This is a genomic window from Aquimarina sp. Aq78, from assembly GCF_900299525.1.
GTDB lineage: Bacteria > Bacteroidota > Bacteroidia > Flavobacteriales > Flavobacteriaceae > Aquimarina.
Window position 1 is genome coordinate 152,843 of record NZ_OMKA01000007.1, and the last position, 19,355, is coordinate 172,197.

A 19,355-nucleotide genomic window follows, 5' to 3' on the forward strand; every position below is an offset into this window, starting at 1 on the left:
TATTTATTTATAATTTAATACCTATACCAGCTCCAAATATCCATGGATTAATATCTACATCTGCTCCTACAGTTGCTCCTAATGCTGTTGTAGCATTAATCGTAGCATCGGTACTTAAAAATACTTTTTTAACATCAACATTTATAAACCATTTGTCATTAAGCATAAAATCAAAACCACCCTGAAAAGCAAAACCTACAGCAGTATCATAATCTACATCATCTGCCACAGGTCCTTCATCGACTCCATAAAAAAGAGTTAGATTAAGCCCAGCACCAAGGTAAGGAACAAAATTACCGCCAGTAAAATGATATTGCCCAAGTAAAGTAGGAGGCAATAACCACACATCTCCTAAATCTATGTTTCCTGCAGCAGTACCCACAGCTTTCACATCATGTTTTGTCGTTGCTAAAATTAATTCTGCAGACCAGTTTTCGGTAAAGAAATAAGTAATATCTAATTCTGGTACAACAGCTGTAGAAATATCTACGTCACCTCCTATGGCTTCTATTGCAGCACTTTCATCTGGTGATACAACGATTCCTCTTAGTCTGATTTGCCATTTGCTAAAATCAGCATTATCATTTGATTCTTCTTGCGCATACGCAAAATTAGTCACTCCTAATAGTACAACCAATACAGTAATTATTACATTTTTCATCTTGAAAGAATTTTGAATTATGTAACAAAAATATCGACAAGAAAAAGGGCTAAATATGACTTTTATCATTCCTTGGATTAGACCTCTCATACCTTAAAAAAAGTTGTTTTTATACACTTAAAAATCAACATATTACCACTAACAAAAAGAATAAAAAAGAATGATTTTAAATATCATTTTTACTCAGTAAATAACATACATTTGCGTTTTAAAAATAATTACTCTTAGTGCACAAGTTTTCACTTCAAAAAAAGATGAAAATAATGTATTTTTGCACTTGAATTAATGAAGAAAATATGACCCCTACAGGAACAATGGAATTAATGGCACCGGCAGGTAATTTTGAATCTTTACAAGCTGCTATTGATAATGGAGCAGATTCTGTTTATTTTGGAGTAGATCAACTAAATATGCGAGCCAGAGCCAGCATAAATTTTACGATTGCTGATTTACCTGAAATAGCTCGTCGCTGTACCGAAAAAAATGTACGTACCTATCTCACACTCAATACCATAATTTATGATCATGATTTATCGATTATAAAAACGTTATTAGATGCTGCCAAGTCGGCAAATCTAACTGCTGTGATTGCCATGGATCAAGCTGTTATAGCCTATGCCCGGCAGATCGATATGGAAGTTCATATTTCTACTCAAATCAATATTACCAATATTGAAACGGTAAAGTTCTATTCCCTCTTTGCAGATACTATGGTAATGAGTCGGGAATTGAGTTTACGACAGGTAAAGAAAATTTGTGATCAGATAGAGAAAGAACAAATTAAAGGCCCTTCGGGAAGGTTAGTTGAAGTTGAAATTTTTGGACATGGAGCACTTTGCATGGCCGTGTCTGGTAAATGCTATCTGAGTTTACACTCACACAACTCTTCTGCCAACCGTGGTGCCTGCAAACAAAATTGCAGAAAGAAATACAGTGTTGTAGATCAGGAAACCGGTTTTGAAATGGAATTGGATAATGAGTATATCATGTCTCCTAAAGATTTATGCACATTAGATTTCTTAGATCAGGTTATAGATACAGGAGCCAAAGTATTAAAGATTGAAGGTAGAGGGCGAGCTCCAGAATATGTGGCAAAAGTAATTAAAACCTATCGCGAAGCTATAGATTCCTGTGCCGATGGAGTTTTTACCAAAACGAAGGTCGATCATTGGATGAAGGAGTTAGAAAAAGTATATAACAGAGGTTTTTGGAGTGGGTATTATTTAGGACAAAAATTAGGAGAATGGAGTGATGTTTCCGGATCCAAAGCCACACAAAAGAAAGTGTATATCGGTAAAGGTGTTCACTTTTTTCCTAAGCCCAGCATCGCAGAGTTTAAAATTGAAGCTTATGATATTAAACTAGGAGATACCATTTTAATTACAGGCCCAACAACAGGAGTAGAAGAATTTGAACTCAAAGAGATGATGGTAAACGATGAGCGATTAGATACTGCACAAAAAGGAGATTCGTGTACTATCCCCACTAATTTTAGAATACGCCCGTCTGATAAACTTTATAAAATCGTTCAAGAATAATGGTAGTAGTTACCCTACAGCGCGAAAAATGCATTGGTTGTAATTATTGTGTAGAAATGGCACCTACCCAGTTTCAGATGTCTAAAAAAGATGGAAAAACGGTATTACTGCACGCTACAGATAAAAAAGGGTTTCATACCTTAAAATCTCCTGATAATACCATTTATGATGATTGTGTGCAGGCTCAAAAAGCCTGCCCCGTAAAGATTATTACGACAAAGATGGTATAACCCCTCCTATCTTTAATAATGTAACTTTTTTCTTTAAAGGGCAGCCTATTCTATACATGCATTTCTATAGTGTTCCTCGCCTTGCTTGTTCTGCTTCTATAGATTCAAACAAAGCTTTAAAATTTCCTTTTCCAAAAGATTGCGCTCCTTTGCGTTGAATGATTTCAAAAAACAATGTAGGTCTATCGGTCAATGGTTTGGTGAAAATCTGAAGTAAATACCCTTCATCATCTCTATCTACCATAATTCCATGTTTTTTAAGGAGTTTCATATCTTCTGCAATTTCACCTACACGATCACTAACAGTATCATAATATGTTCCTGGTACATATAAAAACTCTACTCCTCTTTTTTTCATTTCGCTAACTGTAAAAACAATATCATCGGTAGCTACTGCGATATGTTGACATCCGGCACCTCCATAAAAATCGATATATTCTTCAATCTGAGATTTCTTTTTGCCTTCGGCAGGTTCGTTTATCGGAAACTTAATTCTTCCATTTCCATTGGTCATTACTTTACTCATTAAAGCAGTATACTCTGTAGAAATATCATTATCATCAAAGGTGATCAGGTTTGCAAATCCCATCACTTCGTTATAGAATTTTGCCCAAACATTCATTTGTCCCCAATCTACATTACCTACCATATGGTCAATATATTTTAAACCACAACTTGTTGGATTGTAATGAGATTCCCATTTTTCAAACTTTGGAAGAAATGTTCCATTATAGTTTTTACGTTCTACAAAAATATGCACTGTATCTCCGTAGGTATGTATTCCCGATCGTACTACTTCTCCATCTTCATCTTTTTCGACTCTTGGTTCAAAATAAGATTTTGCACCTCTTTTTGTAGTTTCTTCCCAGGATTTACGTGCATCTTCGACCCATAATGCAATAACTTTGACCCCATCTCCATGTTTTTGAATATGATCGTATATTTCTTTACTCTCACCACCTGGCATCGGTGTTGTAAAGACCAAACGTATTTTATCTTGTACCACAACATAGGATGTTCTGTCTTTTAGACCGGTCTCTAATCCAGCATAGGCCAAAGATTGAAATCCAAGTGCTGTTTTATAAAAATGAGCTGCTTGTTTTGCGTTTCCCACATAATACTCTACGTAATCTGTTCCCAAAAGTGGTAAAAAATCTTCGGCTTCAGGAAATATTTTCTCTAAGCTATACTTATAATTTTCTATATTTTTTAAATCTGGCATGTCTTTAAGTTTTTAAATGAAAACCCTATTCGGTTTTCCAGGATTTATAATAATCATCTACTTGTAAATTCATTGCTTCTTCTGTGATCATAACAGGATTAAAAGGATCTATCATAACTGCGAGTTCTTCTGTCGATTTTTTACCAACACTTCGTTCTATTGCTCCCGGATGAGGCCCGTGAGGAATACCTCCTGGATGTAGCGTAATCTGACCTTTTTGGATATTATTTCTGCTCATAAAATCACCATCTACATAATACAGCAACTCTTCAGAATCAATATTACTATGATGGTAAGGCGCAGGAACTGCTTTAGGGTGATAATCATATAATCGTGGTACAAAAGAGCAGACTACAAATCCTGCTGCTTCCCATTGCTGATGTATTGGTGGTGGAAGATGTATACGCCCCGTTATAGGTTCGAAATCAAAAATTGAAAAAGCAAATGGGTAATTAAATCCGTCCCAACCAACTACATCAAAAGGATGATTGGCATAGGTATATTCCCATAATACATCTTGTTTTTTAGAAATAATCTTAAACTCCCCTTTTTCATCATGAGTTTCTAAATTTTGTGGTAATCTAAAATCACGTTCACAAAACGGAGAATGTTCTAAAAACTGCCCGTAATTATTTCGGTAACGTTTAGGTGATTCTATTGCACTTGATGATTCGATGAATAATATTCTATTGGTTTCGGTATCAAAATCTATTTGATAGGTCGTTCCTCTTGGTATGATCAAATAATCTCCATATTTAAAAGAAATATTGCCATACATTGTTTTTAATGTCCCCGAACCCACATGGATAAATAACATTTCGTCTGCATCACTATTTCTATATAAATAATCTTGTGAAAATGCTATGGGAGCAGCCAGACCTATCTTTAAATCGTTATTTGTAAATAGTATTTTTCTGCTTTCCAGAAATTCTTCTCCTTTAGGAAGCGAAAAACCCTGAAAACTCATTGCTTTCATGTTTTTATCAATAGCTATTTTTGGAGTGACGTCTTTACCTCTTTTAATTTCTGAAACTACTGTGGGAGGGTATAGATGATAGATAAGTGATGACATCCCGGCAAAACCAGCTGTTCCAAATAATTCTTCTTGATACAACCCTCCTTTAGGGTTATCAAAAGTGATATGTCTTTTATGAGGGATCTCTCCCAATGAATGATATCTAGGCATAAAATATTGCGTTAAAATGATTAATATGAAATAAATAGGCGTAAGGTTAGGTAAACCTTATTCTGGGTTTCTCTTGATGAGAAAGTGCAAATAGATGAGTATGTATATCCATTGAGAATTCACAACGCTAATAAAAGTATTGTGTCTTAGAAAAAACATGACGAATATCATGTTACAACACATTTATTCTTCTGATAAAGAACATAGCAAATCAGAAAAAAACTATATGTAGTATATCAAAGAGGATAGAGCTGCTATTACCATTTCAATTCTTAAATCAGAAGCAACAATAAATTTGTTAAATAATACTAGTTATTTCCCTGATATTACGATCAGAAACATTTTCTTTGTCTTTCCTTTTAAGAATATTGTTCTACTATTATTTACTATTTACAAACAAATGGAAGATTATTTAATAGGTATCGGTAAACGTTTAAAAGAAATTCGCAAAAGCGATAAAAAAACCATTAATGAAATTGCCACAAAAGCAGGGGTTAGTAATGGTCTTATTTCTCGAATTGAAAATGGAAGAACCATACCTTCTTTACCTGTTTTGTTAAATATCATCAATGCACTCGACATAGAGATTCCTGCTTTTTTTAATGGGATGCCTAGTCAGACTAATTTTACGTTTTTAGTCACCAGAGCTTCTGAATATAGTGTCATTGAAAAAGAGGACGATGCTATTGGGTTTAGCTACAAATATATTTTTGGAAAACAACTGTCTTCTATTGGTTTTGAAGCTGTCTTTTTGGAAATCCAACCAGGTTCTAAACGTAATAAAGTAGAGACCGATGCTTATGAATTTAAATATATCCTAACTGGAGAATGCCATTATATTATTGGGGATGAAGAAGTTCTTTTGAAAGAAGGAGATTCAATTTTCTTTGATGGACGGATTCCTCACGTGCCTGTTAATCGTGGAAAAACACCTTCTAAAATGATTGTTTTGTATTTCTTTTTAGACAAGGAAAACTAAAAAACCGCCATAAGGCGGTTTTTATAAACAAACAATTAAAACGTTAATCTAATAAAATATAATATTGATCAACTCTATTAACTCATTTACAATATAATCTGGTTTAGCTTTTTCTAGTTGTTCTCTATTTTGCGCTCCGGTTAAAACACCAACTGTAATTCCGCAATCAGCATTTTTACCTTCTTCAATATCAATAGCAGAATCTCCAGCTTTTAATACTTTAGAAGCATCGGTAACATCAAACATTCTCATTGCTTTACAAATCATTTCTTTATGGGGCCTACCATTGGTTACATCATCTGCTGTGAGTAATGCATCAAAATGCTCTCCTTTTTTCCAACCCAATTTCGTAATAAGTTGATTTGCCGTCTTTGAATCATATCCTGTATTAAGAACTACTTTTATTTCATTATTCTTTAATATATCGAATAACTCTTCAACCCTTTCAAAAGCTACAACATCTAACTCTTTATATAGTTTTTTTAAAATAGGCTTAAAATTAGAAAATGCTCTTTTTGCAGTACTTTTTACTTCTTCACAAGAAGTCACACTAGTCAAAATATCAACTATTGCCTGGTATTTTTCTTTACCCGCACCATATTCAAGCACGTTATCCAGACTTATATCATATCCTTCGTCATTAATAACTTGTTGTACTGTTTTATAAACTATATTATCTTCATTTACTGTAGTTCCTGCCATATCAAAAACAGCCAGCTCTATTTTTTTATTCATATTTATAAATTAAAAATCCTAATACTATTTTCTTTTGCAAAACCAGCACTTCCTGTCATTCCTTTACCTCCTATTCCTGTGATAATATGGATATTGTTACCTATGGTTTTCTGAAATATATCTTTTGTTTTACATTGAGAATACATTCCATACCATCGATGTTGGATATCATAAGTAGGTAAATCAATGATTTTTTGCGCTTCGGTAATCATAAAATCATCTATATCCATATCTAAATCATACCCCAAATCTTCTATATGTTTTGCATCGGCATATGTATGAGAATCTCCAATAATTACTGATCCATCTGGTGCCTGTTTAAACAACATATGTATTCCCCATTTTTTCTGAAGAGAATCTGGATCTTCTTGAGATTTAACTTCTGTAAAAGAGGCACATTCGGTAAATGCTTCATATCGTCTAATAGACCAACCTGTTAAAATATTTCCTGGTAATTGATATCTCGATTGAGGTTTAGTTTGAAGCATTTGTAATTTTGTTACTTCGAGATCACTTTCATTAAAAAGTTTTGGGTACAGGTTTTTAAACTCGTTTCCATTACAGATGATCACTTTTTCTGCTTCAAAAATTTCTTTTGAAGAAGAGGTAACTCGTACTCCAGTATTTGTTTCATCGCAAGAGATCACATTTTGATTCGTGAAATAGGCCAGATTCATATGTTTCACCATAAAATCCTGCAATCGATGGATCATTTCTCGAGCTTCTACGGTAACTTCCTCTGGGAAAAATAATCCTGCCAGTACGTAATCTGATCGCAATCCTGGGTATTTTTTCAGGCATTCTTCCTTGGTTAATACTACTGAGGTATATTGGTTGTTCTTGTTAATTTGATGCAGTTCTTCTATAAGTTGTACTTCTTCTGGATTTGAAGCGAGATATACAGATCCATTTTCCCGAAGTGTAATATCGAATCGTTGCTGAATCTCTTTGTAGATTTTTAAACTTTCTCTACCATAGACCTGCCATTTGGTATTCATCCCAGATGGAACCACTTGTCCGAAATTTTGAGTCGTAGCTCCTTGCGGTATTTTATTTTTCTCAAGCAAAGCTACCTGTAATCCATTTTGTAGTGCATGATATGCATGAAACGTACCCAGCACTCCACCTCCTATAACAATGAGGTCATATTTTTTCATAATGTAATTCTGTTTGTATAGTTCCTAATCGAGTTTGATATGCATTTTTAAAATAAAGCAATGACCCCAGTATGCAGAATATCCCTAGTACTGTTACGCTATATGCCCCATAAATAAAAAAGTCTAACCATGTTAAATTTGCTTGTCCAAAATTTTTATATAATAAAGCAGATATGCTGCCTAAATACCCAAAAGAATCTGCGATATAAATCAAAAACCCAGCATTTCCTCTTACCTTGAATGCTGCAATAAATCGATCAAAAAACAAGCAATTAAAGGGGACGTAACAAATGTAGAGTCCAAACCCGCAAATCACCATCCATATAAAAGGGTTCAATATCTCTAACTGAAATAGAAGTGTAGAAACTCCAATGCACAGGATACCTGTTAAAATCAAAAGATGATAGATATACAATGCTCTTGCATTATTTTTGATATAAAATGTACTTCCTAAGATTAATAAGACTACTATAGCAATGATAGTTTCTGAAGCGGTATACACCGATATGTCTCCCTGATAACCGATACTATCCCAGAGTTCTCGGGCAAAATTGTCTCTAAAATCCCTAAATGCGGTTAAGATCGTATAAAATACTACGATTCCTATAATTGGTATGAAAAAAGAAAACAATAGATGTTTACGGTCTTTGGATGACATTGGTACACGTACAGAACGCATTTTCTTATCCTCTTCAGTTGTATCAGGTAGTTTTTCTAATAACCATGCGAAAAATAACAATGGGACTATAAATAATGCTCCGGTCGCTGCGGGCATCCAAAACTGAGAAATCTCCCAGGCATTCATAAGATATAAGCCAATAGACTTTACAATTCCACTAGATACAATAAAACTGGAACATAGTGCAACCCCAAGTATTTCTGTGAATTTTCGCCCCTCTAAATAAGAAAACACAATACCCCATATCATTCCCAATGGTAATCCATTAAAAAATATAGAAATTGCATTGTATGGTCTTGGAAGTATTGCAAAAAGTAGTAATGCTACTTCTGCCAAAAGAATTAGTCCTATTAAATAAAATACACGTTTCCCTGTTTTTAATTCTGAAATTATTTTAATCCCAAAAAACTTTGATAACGTATATCCTAAAACCTGAGCAATAATCAATATGATTTTGTAGTCTATATTGAAAACAGAAAGGTTCTCAAAAGTAGCAACACTAAATGGTTTTCTAAAGGCATACATACAAAAGTATGCTCCAAAAGAAGCGATACAGGCATGTAAAATAAATTTAAGGTTAGAGAACTTAATTTTTTTCAATTTTTTACAATTAGTAAATTTTACGATTCAAAATTGAATAATATTTTACTATTTGTAAAATTATAAGGTTTAAGAAATATTTACCATAGCTTTGATTAATTGTAAAACTATGGTTAAGGATGTTTTAGAAACAAAGAGAGCTGATAACGAATTCTTAATCTTGAGAAAGCAATAATAACTATTATAATTTGATTAGGATACTACGCAAAAATCTCACTCTCTCACCTTTTACTTTACTGATAGTCAATGAAATTATAAGATTCTATCCAAAATAATTTTCAAAAACAATTATACGGTAGTATTCTTAAAATTGAGTATTTTTAACAATACTAACTAATAATTCGCCCTCTTGAATATATATCCAAATATTAGTTTTCTAAAGGCACTAACCTCTTTAATACATCCAGAAGAGTAATCTATTGCATTGCCGATACAGATTATTAATAGCTTATATAAAGGTCCATTTGCCTTTATAATGAAGTTTATTTTTTAATTGACAATACCATATAACAAGGTGATTATTAGTCAGTTTTATCTGAAGCATAAAAACAAATATTACAAACAGATGAAAGTCTTGCTAAAGTTTTGAGACCAAATACAATATTTATTCTGATCAAGATCAAAATAAATTCTACCTAACCTAATAAGAAAATAGATGAAACAACCTGTTTTAATAGCACAACTTAGTGATTTAGAAAATAAAGAACCCGCTCATGCCTTGGTAAATGGATTGGATTTGGTCATTATAAAGTATGATAATGACATTTCTGTATTATACGGGAGATGTTTACACAGAGGAGCGCTTATGGCAGATGGACATATTGATGGCCATAACCTCATCTGCGGAGTACACGGTTGGGATTATCGATACGATTCTGGTGTTTCTGAATATAACAACAGTGAAGTTTTACATAAATTTAGTACTAAAGTTGAAGGAGATAACCTCTATGTAGACGAAATTGAAATCAATTCCTATATTGAAGATCACCCGCAACCATTTAATCGTGAAGAATATCTTGGTGCTTATGCAGATACTCATCCTGAAGATACAGAACCATACACTGGGTACATCAAAGAATTAGCTAAAAATGGTTTAAAAAACCTTGGACATCATGGATTCTCTGCATCAATGGGAGTCGATCGAAATACACTACCAAAATGGAATGACATTCAATTTTTACCTGCTCAATTAGCCAATAGACCTTTATTAGACCATGAAGAAGTAGCCACCAAAGTAATAATCGGTTCTAAGGCCAAAAAGCCTTTAACCATTAATATGCCCCTATTTGTAAGTGATATGAGTTTTGGAGCGCTTTCTCGAGAGGCAAAAATAGCATTATCCAGAGGAGCAGAAATGGCAGGGACCGGTATCTGTTCGGGAGAAGGTGGAATGCTACCACAAGAACAGGAAAATAACACCAAATATTTTTATGAATTAGCCTCGGCGCAATTTGGATTTTCATGGGATAAATTAGATAAAGTACAGGCTTTTCATTTTAAAGGAGGGCAAGGTGCTAAAACAGGAACAGGAGGACATCTCCCAGGAAGCAAAGTAAGTAAGGAGATTGCAGAAGTTAGAGGGTTACAGGAAGGACAGACCGCAATCTCTCCTGCAACCTTTCCGGATTTTCATGGTGTACAAGATTTTAAAGCTTTTGCAGATCAGGTACGTGAACGCACTGGTGGTATCCCAATCGGTTTTAAGATTGCTGCCAGTCATATCGAAAAAGATATTCAATTTGCATTAGATGTAGGTGTAGATTACATTATTCTTGATGGTCGTGGTGGAGGAACAGGTTCTGCTCCTACTATTTTGCGTGATAATATCAATGTTCCTACCATACCTGCACTCGCAAGAGCACGAAAATATCTGGATAAAGTAGGTGCAAACGACGTATCATTAATCATTACCGGAGGGCTTCGTATTGCCGAAGATTTTGCAAAAGCAATGATGCTGGGAGCAGATGCTATTGCCGTATCCAATTCTGCACTGCAAGCGATTGGATGCCTGGGGATGCGTGCTTGCGGAAGTAATAATTGCCCAGTAGGGATTGCAACACAAAAAGAATCTTTAAGAAGCAGAATGATTATAGAATCTTCTGCTAAACAATTACATAATTATTTTGACGCGACCAATGACCTTATAAAGGTAATTGCAAGAGCTTGTGGATATGATGATGTTTCCAAATTTAATCATGATGACCTCTCTACTTATGATTATGACATGTACCGATTAGCAGGTATTAATTATGCTGGTATTGTCTAAAATTGAAACATTACGGATTAAAACACCAGTATAAAATGGTAGACATAAGTCTTGCTTCAAAAATGAAAATTTCTGAAGTATTGAAAACAAATTGACCTTATAAACTAATAAACCAACAAAATATGACTACTCAAATGCATTTAGCAGCGCAATATCTGGCAGCTGCAGGGATTAGCTTTCTAGAAAAGAAAAACGATGATAGCCATACTAACCTGGGGTTTTCTATAGAGAAAGGAACTTTATATACCAGACCTCTTAATTCATCCAGAGATTTACTTTCTCTTAATTATAATCTTTTCACTTTAGAGTGGAACAGTCATAATTTAACAAAGACATTTCAATTAGATGGTACTTCGCATGCAGAAGTTTTACAATGGATAAGACGTATGGCAAAAGATAGTGATATCAATACGCCTTATAACTATGCTCTGCATTATGAGTTGCCTTATACGATAACAGATGACTACATCTACACACTGAAAGATCTAAGTAGATTACGAGAACTGGTAGCATTTAGAAAATTATCCAAATCTGCAATCCAAGAATTTTTACAAAACAATCTACTAAATTCTGAGATTAGAATATGGCCTCATCACTTTGATACAGGTGCCTTTGCCTCATTAGAAGACGAATCTGGCCTTGCTATAGGTTTAGGCCTTGCCATTCCTGATACAATGTGCAATGATTATTATTTCTATATCAGTGGGTATCAAGGTCATGATAGTCTAGGTACTTCTGATTTCAAACCATTAACAACAGGAAAATGGTATAATGAGGGGTTTAAAGGCGCTGTTTTACCTATTTCTGGAGTAAATAAAGCTACAATTATTACCTTTTTTGAAGAAGCATTTACGGCCTATAAAAATTAAATACTATGGAACATTGGTATATCCCGGCTACTATAATACCAGGTATTGGGCTTTTGATATTATCTACTTCTAATCTATTAGTCAATCTCAGTACAGAGATTAAAACTTTAATTGTAGAAGTAACACTCAAAGAAGCCCTCATAAAACGCAAGCTTAAGCAACTTAAATTACTAAACAGTGCTATGGTTTTCTTATATGTCGCTGTGGCCAGTTTTGTGGTCTCTGCACTAATTTCTGGAGTATATAAAAGCGTAGAAACCAGTTTTGATTCTGCAATATATATTACCATAGCAGGTATTATTAGTGCTTTATTAGGTTTGATCGCTCTAATTGTATATTCATTTAGAGCGGTAAAAATCAGGCAAGACCAATTTAATAACAAATGTTAACACCAAAAAAATAATCGATCATGACTTCAGAAAAAGAAATAGTATGGTATAAAGTACTTAGTAATAAAGATAAACTTCCTGAAGGAAGGGTTCAAACCGTTACTGCTGGTCACCAAGGTGTATGCCTAACCCATTTTGAAGGAAAATTCTCTGCATTAGATAACCGATGTCCTCATCAGGGAGGACCATTGGGGGAAGGGTCTATAGAAAACGGCTTGCTTCGTTGCCCTTGGCATGGCTGGGATTTTGATCCTTGTACAGGACTTCCTCCCGGAGGTTATGATGACGGTGTAACTACTTTTGATGTTAAAGAAGAAGGTGATGCTATTTATGTAGGTATTCCTGAAGAACCTGCTCACGAAGAGACCGTTTCTGATGTTATGATTCAAACCATGGTTAACTGGGGAATAGATACTGTTTTTGGAATGGTAGGCCACAGTAATCTTGGTGTTGCAGATGCTATGCGAAGGCAGGAAAAGGAAGGTAAATTACGCTTCTTTGGTATTCGCCATGAGGGTGCAGCAGCATTTGCTGCTTCTGGTTATGCCAAACTAACTGGTAAACCTGCTGCTTGTTTTGGAATCGCAGGCCCTGGAGCAACCAATATGTTCACCGGTATGTGGGATGCTAAAGTAGATCGCGCACCACTATTAGCACTATCAGGGCAAGTAAATACTCAAGTAGTTGGCACCGGAGCTTTTCAGGAAGTAGATCTTACCAAAGCATTTGATTCTGTAGCAGAATTTAATCATGCTGTTCATCAAAATTCTAACCATAGCGAATTGATGGCTTTAGCAGTTAAAACTGCACTTATCAAAAGAGACGTTTCGCATTTAACTTTTCCTGATGAAGTTGCTTTCAGTAAAAAACCTGATAACGCAAAGCCACAAACTCCAGAAAATAGAATTACCACTTTTGGTATTTCTCCACCAAAAGAAATGGTCAATAGAGCGAGTGATATGATCCTTTTGGCAAAGAGACCTGTTATCATTGTTGGCCATGGAGCCCGCTTTAATATGACTAGTATTGTTGATTATGCCAAGACTCTTAATTGTCCTGTGATTACTACATTTAAAGGAAAAGGACTTATTGCAGATGATCACGAATTAGGGTGTGGTGTTTTAGGTAGAAGTGGTACTCCTATTGCTTCCTGGTTTATGAATGAAAGTGATCTGCTTATCGTCTTTGGAGCTTCTTTTTCTAATCATACCGGTATCACCCCAAAAAAACCTATTATCCAGGTAGATTTTGACCCAATGGCATTAAGTAAATTTCATAAAGTTGATGCCGCCTTATGGGGAGAAATTTCAGAAACACTAGATATTCTTACCGAAAAGACAAAAGGTAAAACAAATACAATAGATCAAAAACCTGAAATAGAAGAACGCTGGAAACTTTGGAAAGAAGAAAAACAAAGTCGTCTCGAAGATTCTAGTAGTAAAGGATTAAGCTCTATTGCTGTTTTTGATGCAATGAATAAGATAACCCCTGCAAATGCAGTGATTGCCGTAGATGTTGGAAACAATACGTACTCATTTGGAAGATATTTTGAACCTCAAAACCAATCCATCTTAATGTCTGGGTATCTAGGATCCATAGGATTTGCATTACCCGCCGCTATGGGTGCATGGGCAGCACAAGGGCATGAGAGACCCATATGGTCTGTATCAGGAGATGGAGGTTTGGGACAATATCTGGCAGAGATTTCGACATTAGTAAAATACAATATGAATATTAAACATATCGTATTAAACAATTCTGAACTTGGTAAAATCTCTAAAGAACAACGTGCTGCAGAATTAGATGTCTGGCAAACTTCACTCCACAATCCAAGTTTTGCCGCCTATGCAGAGAATTGTGGCGCTTTAGGAATACGAATAGAAAAATTAGAAGATCTAACTACTGCTATGGAAAAATTAAGAGACCATAATGGCCCTGCTCTTCTGGAAATAATAACAGATGTAAACCTTATATAGTTATGACAATAGTAATTCAGATTATAGTAAGCTTTTTAGGGCTGTATTTTGGAATAGGTTTTTTATTCGGAATCTATTTTTTCATCAAAGGTGCTTCTCAATTAGATGAATTGATTACCGAAAGTAAATGGACAGTTCGTTTATTACTGGTTCCAGGAGCAATAGGTCTTTGGCCTATACTCCTTTTGAAAATAATTAATAAATCAAGAATCAACTCATGACTTCAGGATTAAGAAAAATGCATAAAATTGTATGGATATTACTGATCATTGTCATGCCAGTATTAATCTTCTTATCTATTAAGAGTATTAAGGAACCATTACTTACAGATGGTGATGTATCATTAACTCCTATACGATCAGGGCAACGGATAGTTTTAGATGACGATAGTTTTTTTATCGGTATAAAAGAACAAAATTCCTTAAACGCGCTTCAAATTATTCTGAAGAGACCTTTACAAAGTGCTTCATCACTTATATATGGTATTTCTAATCATAAAAAAGACACCTACTTAGGAACCTTAGATAAGAAGGGAGTATACACTTTTGAAATCGATAAGAAGATTAGAAGTATAAGAATTTATGATGAAATAAAGAAAAATGACATTATTAATATAGAATTATAATGGGAGTAAATTATCAACCAGTACTTTGGAATCGAAACAAAAAGATCTATGATAAATGGATTGTAATCAGTATACTTATCTATCTTTTATGTTTCATAGGAGTCACTATAATCACTAATAACGAAACAAGTGTAGAAACATTAATTATACGAGCTTTTGGGACATTGGCAATCGCTTTATTGCATATCATACTAGCTATTGGACCTCTTGCCAGGTTAAATTCTAGATTTTTGCCTTTATTATATAACCGTAGACATTTGGGGGTAAGTATGTTTTTAGCCGCAATGGTTCATGGCGGGTTTTCAATTTTTCAATTTCATTCTTTAGGGAATGTAAATCCCATCTATGCCATTTTTACATCTAATATGGATTATGGTTCCCTCACAAATTTTCCTTTTCAGGTATTAGGCTTTTTTGCATTGGTTATTCTATTTCTAATGGCAGCAACAAGTCATGATTTCTGGCTAAAAAACCTTTCTCCTAAAACGTGGAAACGCCTGCATATGATGATATATCTAGCTTATGGATTGATAATTCTACATGTTTTCTTAGGTGCTTTACAACAGCAACCATCAATAGGATCTATTGTTATCATGAGTTTAGGGTTTATAACTATTGCTACATTACATTTGGCAACCGGTATAAAGGAAACAAAAGCAGATAAAATTAAAACTCAACATATCGAAAACGGGTGGGAATATGTATGTGATATTGATGAAATACCAGAAGACAGAGCCAAAATATTTATTGTAGACAAAGAACGAATAGCAGTTTTTAAATACGATAATAAATTATCTGCTATCTCTAACGTATGCAAGCACCAAGGCGGCCCTCTTGGTGAAGGAAAAATTGTAGATGGGTGCGTTACTTGCCCCTGGCATGGATATCAATATCTACCTCACAACGGGCAATCACCTCCTCCTTTTACCGAAAAAATAGCCACCTATCGACTTAAAAATGACAATAATAAAATATACGTTCTACCAGAAGCCCTTGCAGAAGGAACCGAGGTCGAGCCTATCACCTTTTAAACATTAGATTTATGGAAAATAAAGAGGATGATTTTTACATCGGATACGTTGATAATGTTTCTACAAAAACAAAAAAAACAATAAAGAGCTTTGTACTCTTTGGTATACTAGCTCTTATAACTATAGCAGTTATTTTTGCTTTTACACAAAATACTTTTAAGAACAGCTCATTCGAACTTACAACCAATACCAAAATCATGGGGGTTTATCATGAGATGCCATATCCTATGCTAAAAGTTAAAACAGCAGAAAATACTTTTAAAAATATACTGCTACTTGGTTTTGGAAAATCCAGTGCTAATCCATTCCTAAAAAAAATAAGAAATGAAGTATCTCAATTATCCGGGAGTATGCTAAGTATTGAAGGTAATCTCATCTACTATAATGGAAAGACATTATTGCAAATCACAAACGATGAGAAAATAACATTGGTAGAAAAAGCAAATTCAAAAAGATTACCTGAAATAAAATCATTGGTTAAAGACATGGAACTCAAAGGAGAAATCATTGATCCCAAATGTTATTTTGGTGTGATGAAACCTGGAAAAGGAAAAATTCATAGAAGCTGTGCCGTACTATGTATTTCTGGCGGGATTCCGCCTGTGTTGGCTACTACAGATGAAAATAATATATCAGAATATTATCTGATTACAGATCTCAAGGGAAATCCTATCAACAAAAAGATATTACCCTACATCGGAAAGCCATCATTGCTTACCGGTAGTGTCGTACAATTAGAAGATTGGTATCAATTACAAATAAATGTTAATACCATTAAGGATTTACAGAGGCCTTCAAAAATATATTAATATAAAATCTTAGAAAACATGTTACAATCTTTCAGCATCATTTTTGCTATCGCTGCTTTCTTCAACTTTGTGAACTATAAGTGGCTCAAACTACCTACTACTATTGGGTTGATGCTGATGAGTTTGGCTACAATCTTAATCATAACCATTAGCAAAAGTATTATCCCAGAATTCTATCAGTTTTTTTGTGACATTGTTACCAACTCAGATTTTAGATCTTTACTTTTGGATGGAATTTTAAGTTTTCTCCTTTTTGCAGGAGCGTTACATGTAAATATTGATGAATTAGCAAAAGAAAAATGGCCCATTCTTCTATTTGCAACTCTCGGTGTACTAATCTCAACCTTTATTGTAGGTGGACTAACCTTTGGAACTGCACAATTAATTGGTCTTGAACTTCCTTTTTTACATGCTTTACTATTTGGTGCTTTGATTTCTCCTACAGATCCAATAGCAGTAATGGCTATTCTTAAAAAGGCTAATATTGCTAAAAGCCTGGGAATTAAAATTGAAGGAGAATCGCTTTTTAATGATGGTATTGGAGTTGTAGTTTTCTCTGCAATATTGATTCTTGCGGGGATGGGAGAGCATCCTATAGAAGGTTCTATAACCTCTGAAATAGGCAAGCTTTTTCTTGAAGAAGCTATTGGGGGAATATTATATGGAGGACTTCTTGGTTTTATTGGATATCAATCTATCAAATCTGTAAAAGACAATCCTCAATTGGCGGTAATGATTAGCCTGGCAATTGTAATGGGTGGTTATGCATTTGCATCCCTTATCCATGTTTCTGGCCCATTAGCTATGGTAGTTGCAGGAATGATCATTGGAAATAAATTAAATATTGCTACAAATAAAGGTCCGACCAGAAAAATGCTCAATGATATTTGGGAAGTACTTGATGATGTATTTAATGGCATTTTATTTGTGCTTATTGGATTAGCCATTCATTTATTAAAATTTGATCTGGATCATTTAATCCTGGGAAGTATAGCTATCCTGATTGTATTGATTTCACGATTCATTTCTGTATTTATTCCTTATTCTTTGTTGAAACATTCAGAAAATAACCCAATAAAAACAGTAACTATATTAACCTGGGGAGGCTTAAGAGGTGGGATTTCTATCGCATTGGCATTAAGTTTAGCCGATAATCCTTCTTCAGAAATCATATTATATATTACTTATGTAGTAGTCCTATTTTCTATTATTATACAAGGGCTTAGCATAGGGAAATTAGTAAAGAAACTATACGATTAACCAACCATAAAATCACCGTTACACGAGGTTAGTTATACTTATTAGTTTTTCCATGTCTTTAACCATAATTACATTTTCTCGAATCTCAATAATTCTCTCCTCCTTAAAATCATGCAATACTCGAACTAAAGACTCAATCGATGTTCCCACTATATTACTGTGGTCTTTCCTTGATAATTTAACTCCCACATTCATAATTGATTCTTCATTAAAGAATTCTTCCAGTTTTATGATAGACAAAGCAGTTCGTTCTCTAACACTATGCTGAGCTAGAATCTTAGAATTATTTAAAAACACCCCAAACTCATGACTAATATTTTGTAATAAACGATTCAACATATCTCGATTATTTTCTATGATCGAAAAGAAAATATGTTTAGGGATTAAATAAAATATACATTCTGTTAAACAAGCTGCAGAATGAGAATAGGTTTCATTACATAATATATTATGATGGCCAAGAATTCTATTTTCTCCTACCAAATGAAAAATATGTTCTTTACCATTTAACCCAGTAGCATATTTTTTTACTTTTCCTTGCTTTAGTATATATACCACAGTCGGGATTGATCCTTCATGAAACAATACCTGACCTTTTTTAAGCTTAAGAACAGTTTTTTTTTCTTCAATTATTTCTAATACATCATCTGGAATACACTGTAAAAACGATTCATGTATAAATGAATATTGCTTATTGGGGAAAAGAGCACTAATCATAGGGTATAATTATTTAGTGAATCTTATTTAAAAACGACATTTGATTCAAAAATTAACATCTTTTATGTTAATTTAACGTAAAAATCATGAATTTATTGCGAAGACAAGGCTACTTTATATTGTGTCTTAATAGCAAAAAAAGAGATAAATGTAATGGTATACATTATCTTAACCATAAAGAAAAGGCTCCCCTTATTTCTAAAGACAACCTCTTCTCTCAATTTAGGTTAGTGATGGGGAAACTTAACCTTTAATCATCGTTAGAACGAACTATTCTTCCATTCAATGCTTGAACTGGTCTGAAATTTTCATGCATGATATGCTCAAATTGCTCTAACTGTGCATGTGATGCCTGGATAGGTTGTTTAACAACATACCAGGTAACAATTTCTGAACAGGCAGGGGTCGTTAAAGAACCACTATAGG

General features: G+C 34.1%; 20 protein-coding genes. 12 read left to right on the forward strand and 8 right to left on the reverse strand.

Going from position 1 to position 19,355, the window contains the following annotated elements; translation table 11 throughout:
• Positions 1-7: 7 nt before the first annotated feature.
• Positions 8-661: an OmpW family protein gene (locus DG435_RS08995; protein ID WP_106793281.1), complete on the reverse strand. Its 654-nt coding sequence runs from the start codon at positions 659-661 to the stop codon at positions 8-10.
• 296 nt (positions 662-957) lie between these two features.
• Between DG435_RS08995 and DG435_RS09000 the strand changes: the two genes are divergently transcribed.
• Both DG435_RS09000 and DG435_RS09005 read left to right on the forward strand, forming a co-directional pair.
• On the forward strand, positions 958-2,199 hold the full coding sequence (locus DG435_RS09000) for a peptidase U32 family protein (protein WP_106793282.1): 1,242 nt from the start codon (positions 958-960) through the stop codon (positions 2,197-2,199).
• Positions 2,199-2,429, forward strand: coding sequence for a ferredoxin (locus tag DG435_RS09005; RefSeq protein ID WP_024771809.1), 231 nt, complete (start codon positions 2,199-2,201; stop codon positions 2,427-2,429). The genes DG435_RS09000 and DG435_RS09005 overlap by 1 nt, the downstream gene beginning before the upstream one ends.
• A gap of 64 nt (positions 2,430-2,493) precedes the next feature.
• Here the strand turns inward: DG435_RS09005 and hppD are convergent, their stop codons facing one another.
• Together hppD and DG435_RS09015 are read right to left on the reverse strand one after the other, a co-directional pair.
• Positions 2,494-3,651, reverse strand: a complete 1,158-nt coding sequence (gene hppD, locus DG435_RS09010; protein ID WP_106793283.1) for a 4-hydroxyphenylpyruvate dioxygenase — start codon at positions 3,649-3,651, stop codon at positions 2,494-2,496.
• 25 nt (positions 3,652-3,676) lie between these two features.
• Complete coding sequence (locus DG435_RS09015) at positions 3,677-4,837, reverse strand: homogentisate 1,2-dioxygenase (protein WP_024771807.1); 1,161 nt, start codon at positions 4,835-4,837, stop codon at positions 3,677-3,679.
• Between the two features lie 400 nt (positions 4,838-5,237).
• Here DG435_RS09015 and DG435_RS09020 point away from each other — a divergent pair, with 400 nt between their 5' ends.
• A complete protein-coding gene (locus DG435_RS09020) occupies positions 5,238-5,816 on the forward strand; it encodes an XRE family transcriptional regulator (RefSeq protein ID WP_106793284.1) in 579 nt (192 codons plus the stop codon).
• 48 nt (positions 5,817-5,864) lie between these two features.
• Here the strand turns inward: DG435_RS09020 and DG435_RS09025 are convergent, their stop codons facing one another.
• The 3 genes from DG435_RS09025 to DG435_RS09035 are packed head-to-tail and all read right to left on the reverse strand — an operon-like array spanning position 5,865 to position 8,987.
• A complete protein-coding gene (locus DG435_RS09025; RefSeq protein ID WP_106793285.1) occupies positions 5,865-6,551 on the reverse strand; it encodes an HAD hydrolase-like protein in 687 nt (228 codons plus the stop codon).
• Positions 6,552-6,553: 2 nt separating this feature from the next.
• Positions 6,554-7,711: a TIGR03364 family FAD-dependent oxidoreductase gene (locus DG435_RS09030; RefSeq protein WP_106793286.1), complete on the reverse strand. Its 1,158-nt coding sequence runs from the start codon at positions 7,709-7,711 to the stop codon at positions 6,554-6,556.
• Positions 7,695-8,987: a DUF5690 family protein gene (locus DG435_RS09035; protein ID WP_369871836.1), complete on the reverse strand. Its 1,293-nt coding sequence runs from the start codon at positions 8,985-8,987 to the stop codon at positions 7,695-7,697. The genes DG435_RS09030 and DG435_RS09035 overlap by 17 nt, the downstream gene beginning before the upstream one ends.
• 655 nt (positions 8,988-9,642) lie before the next feature.
• On the opposite strand from DG435_RS09035, the gene DG435_RS09040 reads away from it, so the two are divergent.
• The 9 genes from DG435_RS09040 to DG435_RS09080 all read left to right on the forward strand — a co-directional run bounded on the left by DG435_RS09040 (position 9,643) and on the right by DG435_RS09080 (position 18,212).
• Positions 9,643-11,253 carry a glutamate synthase-related protein gene (locus tag DG435_RS09040; RefSeq protein ID WP_106793287.1) on the forward strand — a complete coding sequence of 537 codons (1,611 nt, stop codon included), beginning with the start codon at positions 9,643-9,645 and terminating at the stop codon, positions 11,251-11,253.
• Between the two features lie 122 nt (positions 11,254-11,375).
• Positions 11,376-12,122, forward strand: coding sequence for a hypothetical protein (locus DG435_RS09045; RefSeq protein WP_106793288.1), 747 nt, complete (start codon positions 11,376-11,378; stop codon positions 12,120-12,122).
• 5 nt (positions 12,123-12,127) lie between these two features.
• Positions 12,128-12,511, forward strand: a complete 384-nt coding sequence (locus DG435_RS09050; protein WP_101450393.1) for a DUF2721 domain-containing protein — start codon at positions 12,128-12,130, stop codon at positions 12,509-12,511.
• 20 nt (positions 12,512-12,531) lie between these two features.
• Positions 12,532-14,487, forward strand: coding sequence for a thiamine pyrophosphate-binding protein (locus tag DG435_RS09055; protein WP_106793289.1), 1,956 nt, complete (start codon positions 12,532-12,534; stop codon positions 14,485-14,487).
• A 2-nt stretch (positions 14,488-14,489) separates the two neighbouring features.
• Complete coding sequence (locus DG435_RS09060; RefSeq protein ID WP_106793290.1) at positions 14,490-14,708, forward strand: hypothetical protein; 219 nt, start codon at positions 14,490-14,492, stop codon at positions 14,706-14,708.
• Positions 14,705-15,112 (forward strand): hypothetical protein, encoded by a 408-nt coding sequence (locus DG435_RS09065; protein ID WP_106793291.1) that lies wholly within the window; start codon positions 14,705-14,707, stop codon positions 15,110-15,112. The genes DG435_RS09060 and DG435_RS09065 overlap by 4 nt, the downstream gene beginning before the upstream one ends.
• Positions 15,112-16,143, forward strand: a complete 1,032-nt coding sequence (locus tag DG435_RS09070; RefSeq protein ID WP_106793292.1) for a Rieske 2Fe-2S domain-containing protein — start codon at positions 15,112-15,114, stop codon at positions 16,141-16,143. The genes DG435_RS09065 and DG435_RS09070 overlap by 1 nt, the downstream gene beginning before the upstream one ends.
• Before the next feature lie 11 nt (positions 16,144-16,154).
• Positions 16,155-16,952 (forward strand): hypothetical protein, encoded by a 798-nt coding sequence (locus DG435_RS09075; RefSeq protein WP_106793293.1) that lies wholly within the window; start codon positions 16,155-16,157, stop codon positions 16,950-16,952.
• Between the two features lie 18 nt (positions 16,953-16,970).
• Positions 16,971-18,212, forward strand: a complete 1,242-nt coding sequence (locus DG435_RS09080) for a sodium:proton antiporter (RefSeq protein WP_106793294.1) — start codon at positions 16,971-16,973, stop codon at positions 18,210-18,212.
• 18 nt (positions 18,213-18,230) lie between these two features.
• On the opposite strand, the gene DG435_RS09085 is transcribed toward DG435_RS09080, so the two are convergent.
• Complete coding sequence (locus DG435_RS09085; protein WP_082994838.1) at positions 18,231-18,929, reverse strand: Crp/Fnr family transcriptional regulator; 699 nt, start codon at positions 18,927-18,929, stop codon at positions 18,231-18,233.
• A 250-nt stretch (positions 18,930-19,179) separates the two neighbouring features.
• Positions 19,180-19,355, reverse strand: a 176-nt coding sequence (locus tag DG435_RS26080) for a carbonic anhydrase family protein (protein ID WP_199916869.1), incomplete at its 5' end; no start/stop codon positions are given.

Bases quoted from the DNA above. Each gene is read 5' to 3' on its own strand.
- DG435_RS09050 (WP_101450393.1), top strand. From the start codon at position 12,128: ATGGAACATTGGTATATCCCGGCTACTATAATACCAGGTATTGGGCTT.
- DG435_RS09015 (WP_024771807.1), bottom strand. From the start codon at position 4,837: ATGCCTAGATATCATTCATTGGGAGAGATCCCTCATAAAAGACATATC.
- DG435_RS09065 (WP_106793291.1), top strand. From the start codon at position 14,705: ATGACTTCAGGATTAAGAAAAATGCATAAAATTGTATGGATATTACTG.
- DG435_RS09080 (WP_106793294.1), top strand. From the start codon at position 16,971: ATGTTACAATCTTTCAGCATCATTTTTGCTATCGCTGCTTTCTTCAAC.
- DG435_RS09085 (WP_082994838.1), bottom strand. From the start codon at position 18,929: ATGATTAGTGCTCTTTTCCCCAATAAGCAATATTCATTTATACATGAA.
- DG435_RS09005 (WP_024771809.1), top strand. From the start codon at position 2,199: ATGGTAGTAGTTACCCTACAGCGCGAAAAATGCATTGGTTGTAATTAT.
- DG435_RS09055 (WP_106793289.1), top strand. From the start codon at position 12,532: ATGACTTCAGAAAAAGAAATAGTATGGTATAAAGTACTTAGTAATAAA.
- DG435_RS09000 (WP_106793282.1), top strand. From the start codon at position 958: ATGACCCCTACAGGAACAATGGAATTAATGGCACCGGCAGGTAATTTT.
- DG435_RS09070 (WP_106793292.1), top strand. From the start codon at position 15,112: ATGGGAGTAAATTATCAACCAGTACTTTGGAATCGAAACAAAAAGATC.
- DG435_RS09045 (WP_106793288.1), top strand. From the start codon at position 11,376: ATGACTACTCAAATGCATTTAGCAGCGCAATATCTGGCAGCTGCAGGG.
- DG435_RS09020 (WP_106793284.1), top strand. From the start codon at position 5,238: ATGGAAGATTATTTAATAGGTATCGGTAAACGTTTAAAAGAAATTCGC.
- DG435_RS09075 (WP_106793293.1), top strand. From the start codon at position 16,155: ATGGAAAATAAAGAGGATGATTTTTACATCGGATACGTTGATAATGTT.
- DG435_RS08995 (WP_106793281.1), bottom strand. From the start codon at position 661: ATGAAAAATGTAATAATTACTGTATTGGTTGTACTATTAGGAGTGACT.
- DG435_RS09025 (WP_106793285.1), bottom strand. From the start codon at position 6,551: ATGAATAAAAAAATAGAGCTGGCTGTTTTTGATATGGCAGGAACTACA.
- hppD (WP_106793283.1), bottom strand. From the start codon at position 3,651: ATGCCAGATTTAAAAAATATAGAAAATTATAAGTATAGCTTAGAGAAA.
- DG435_RS09040 (WP_106793287.1), top strand. From the start codon at position 9,643: ATGAAACAACCTGTTTTAATAGCACAACTTAGTGATTTAGAAAATAAA.
- DG435_RS09060 (WP_106793290.1), top strand. From the start codon at position 14,490: ATGACAATAGTAATTCAGATTATAGTAAGCTTTTTAGGGCTGTATTTT.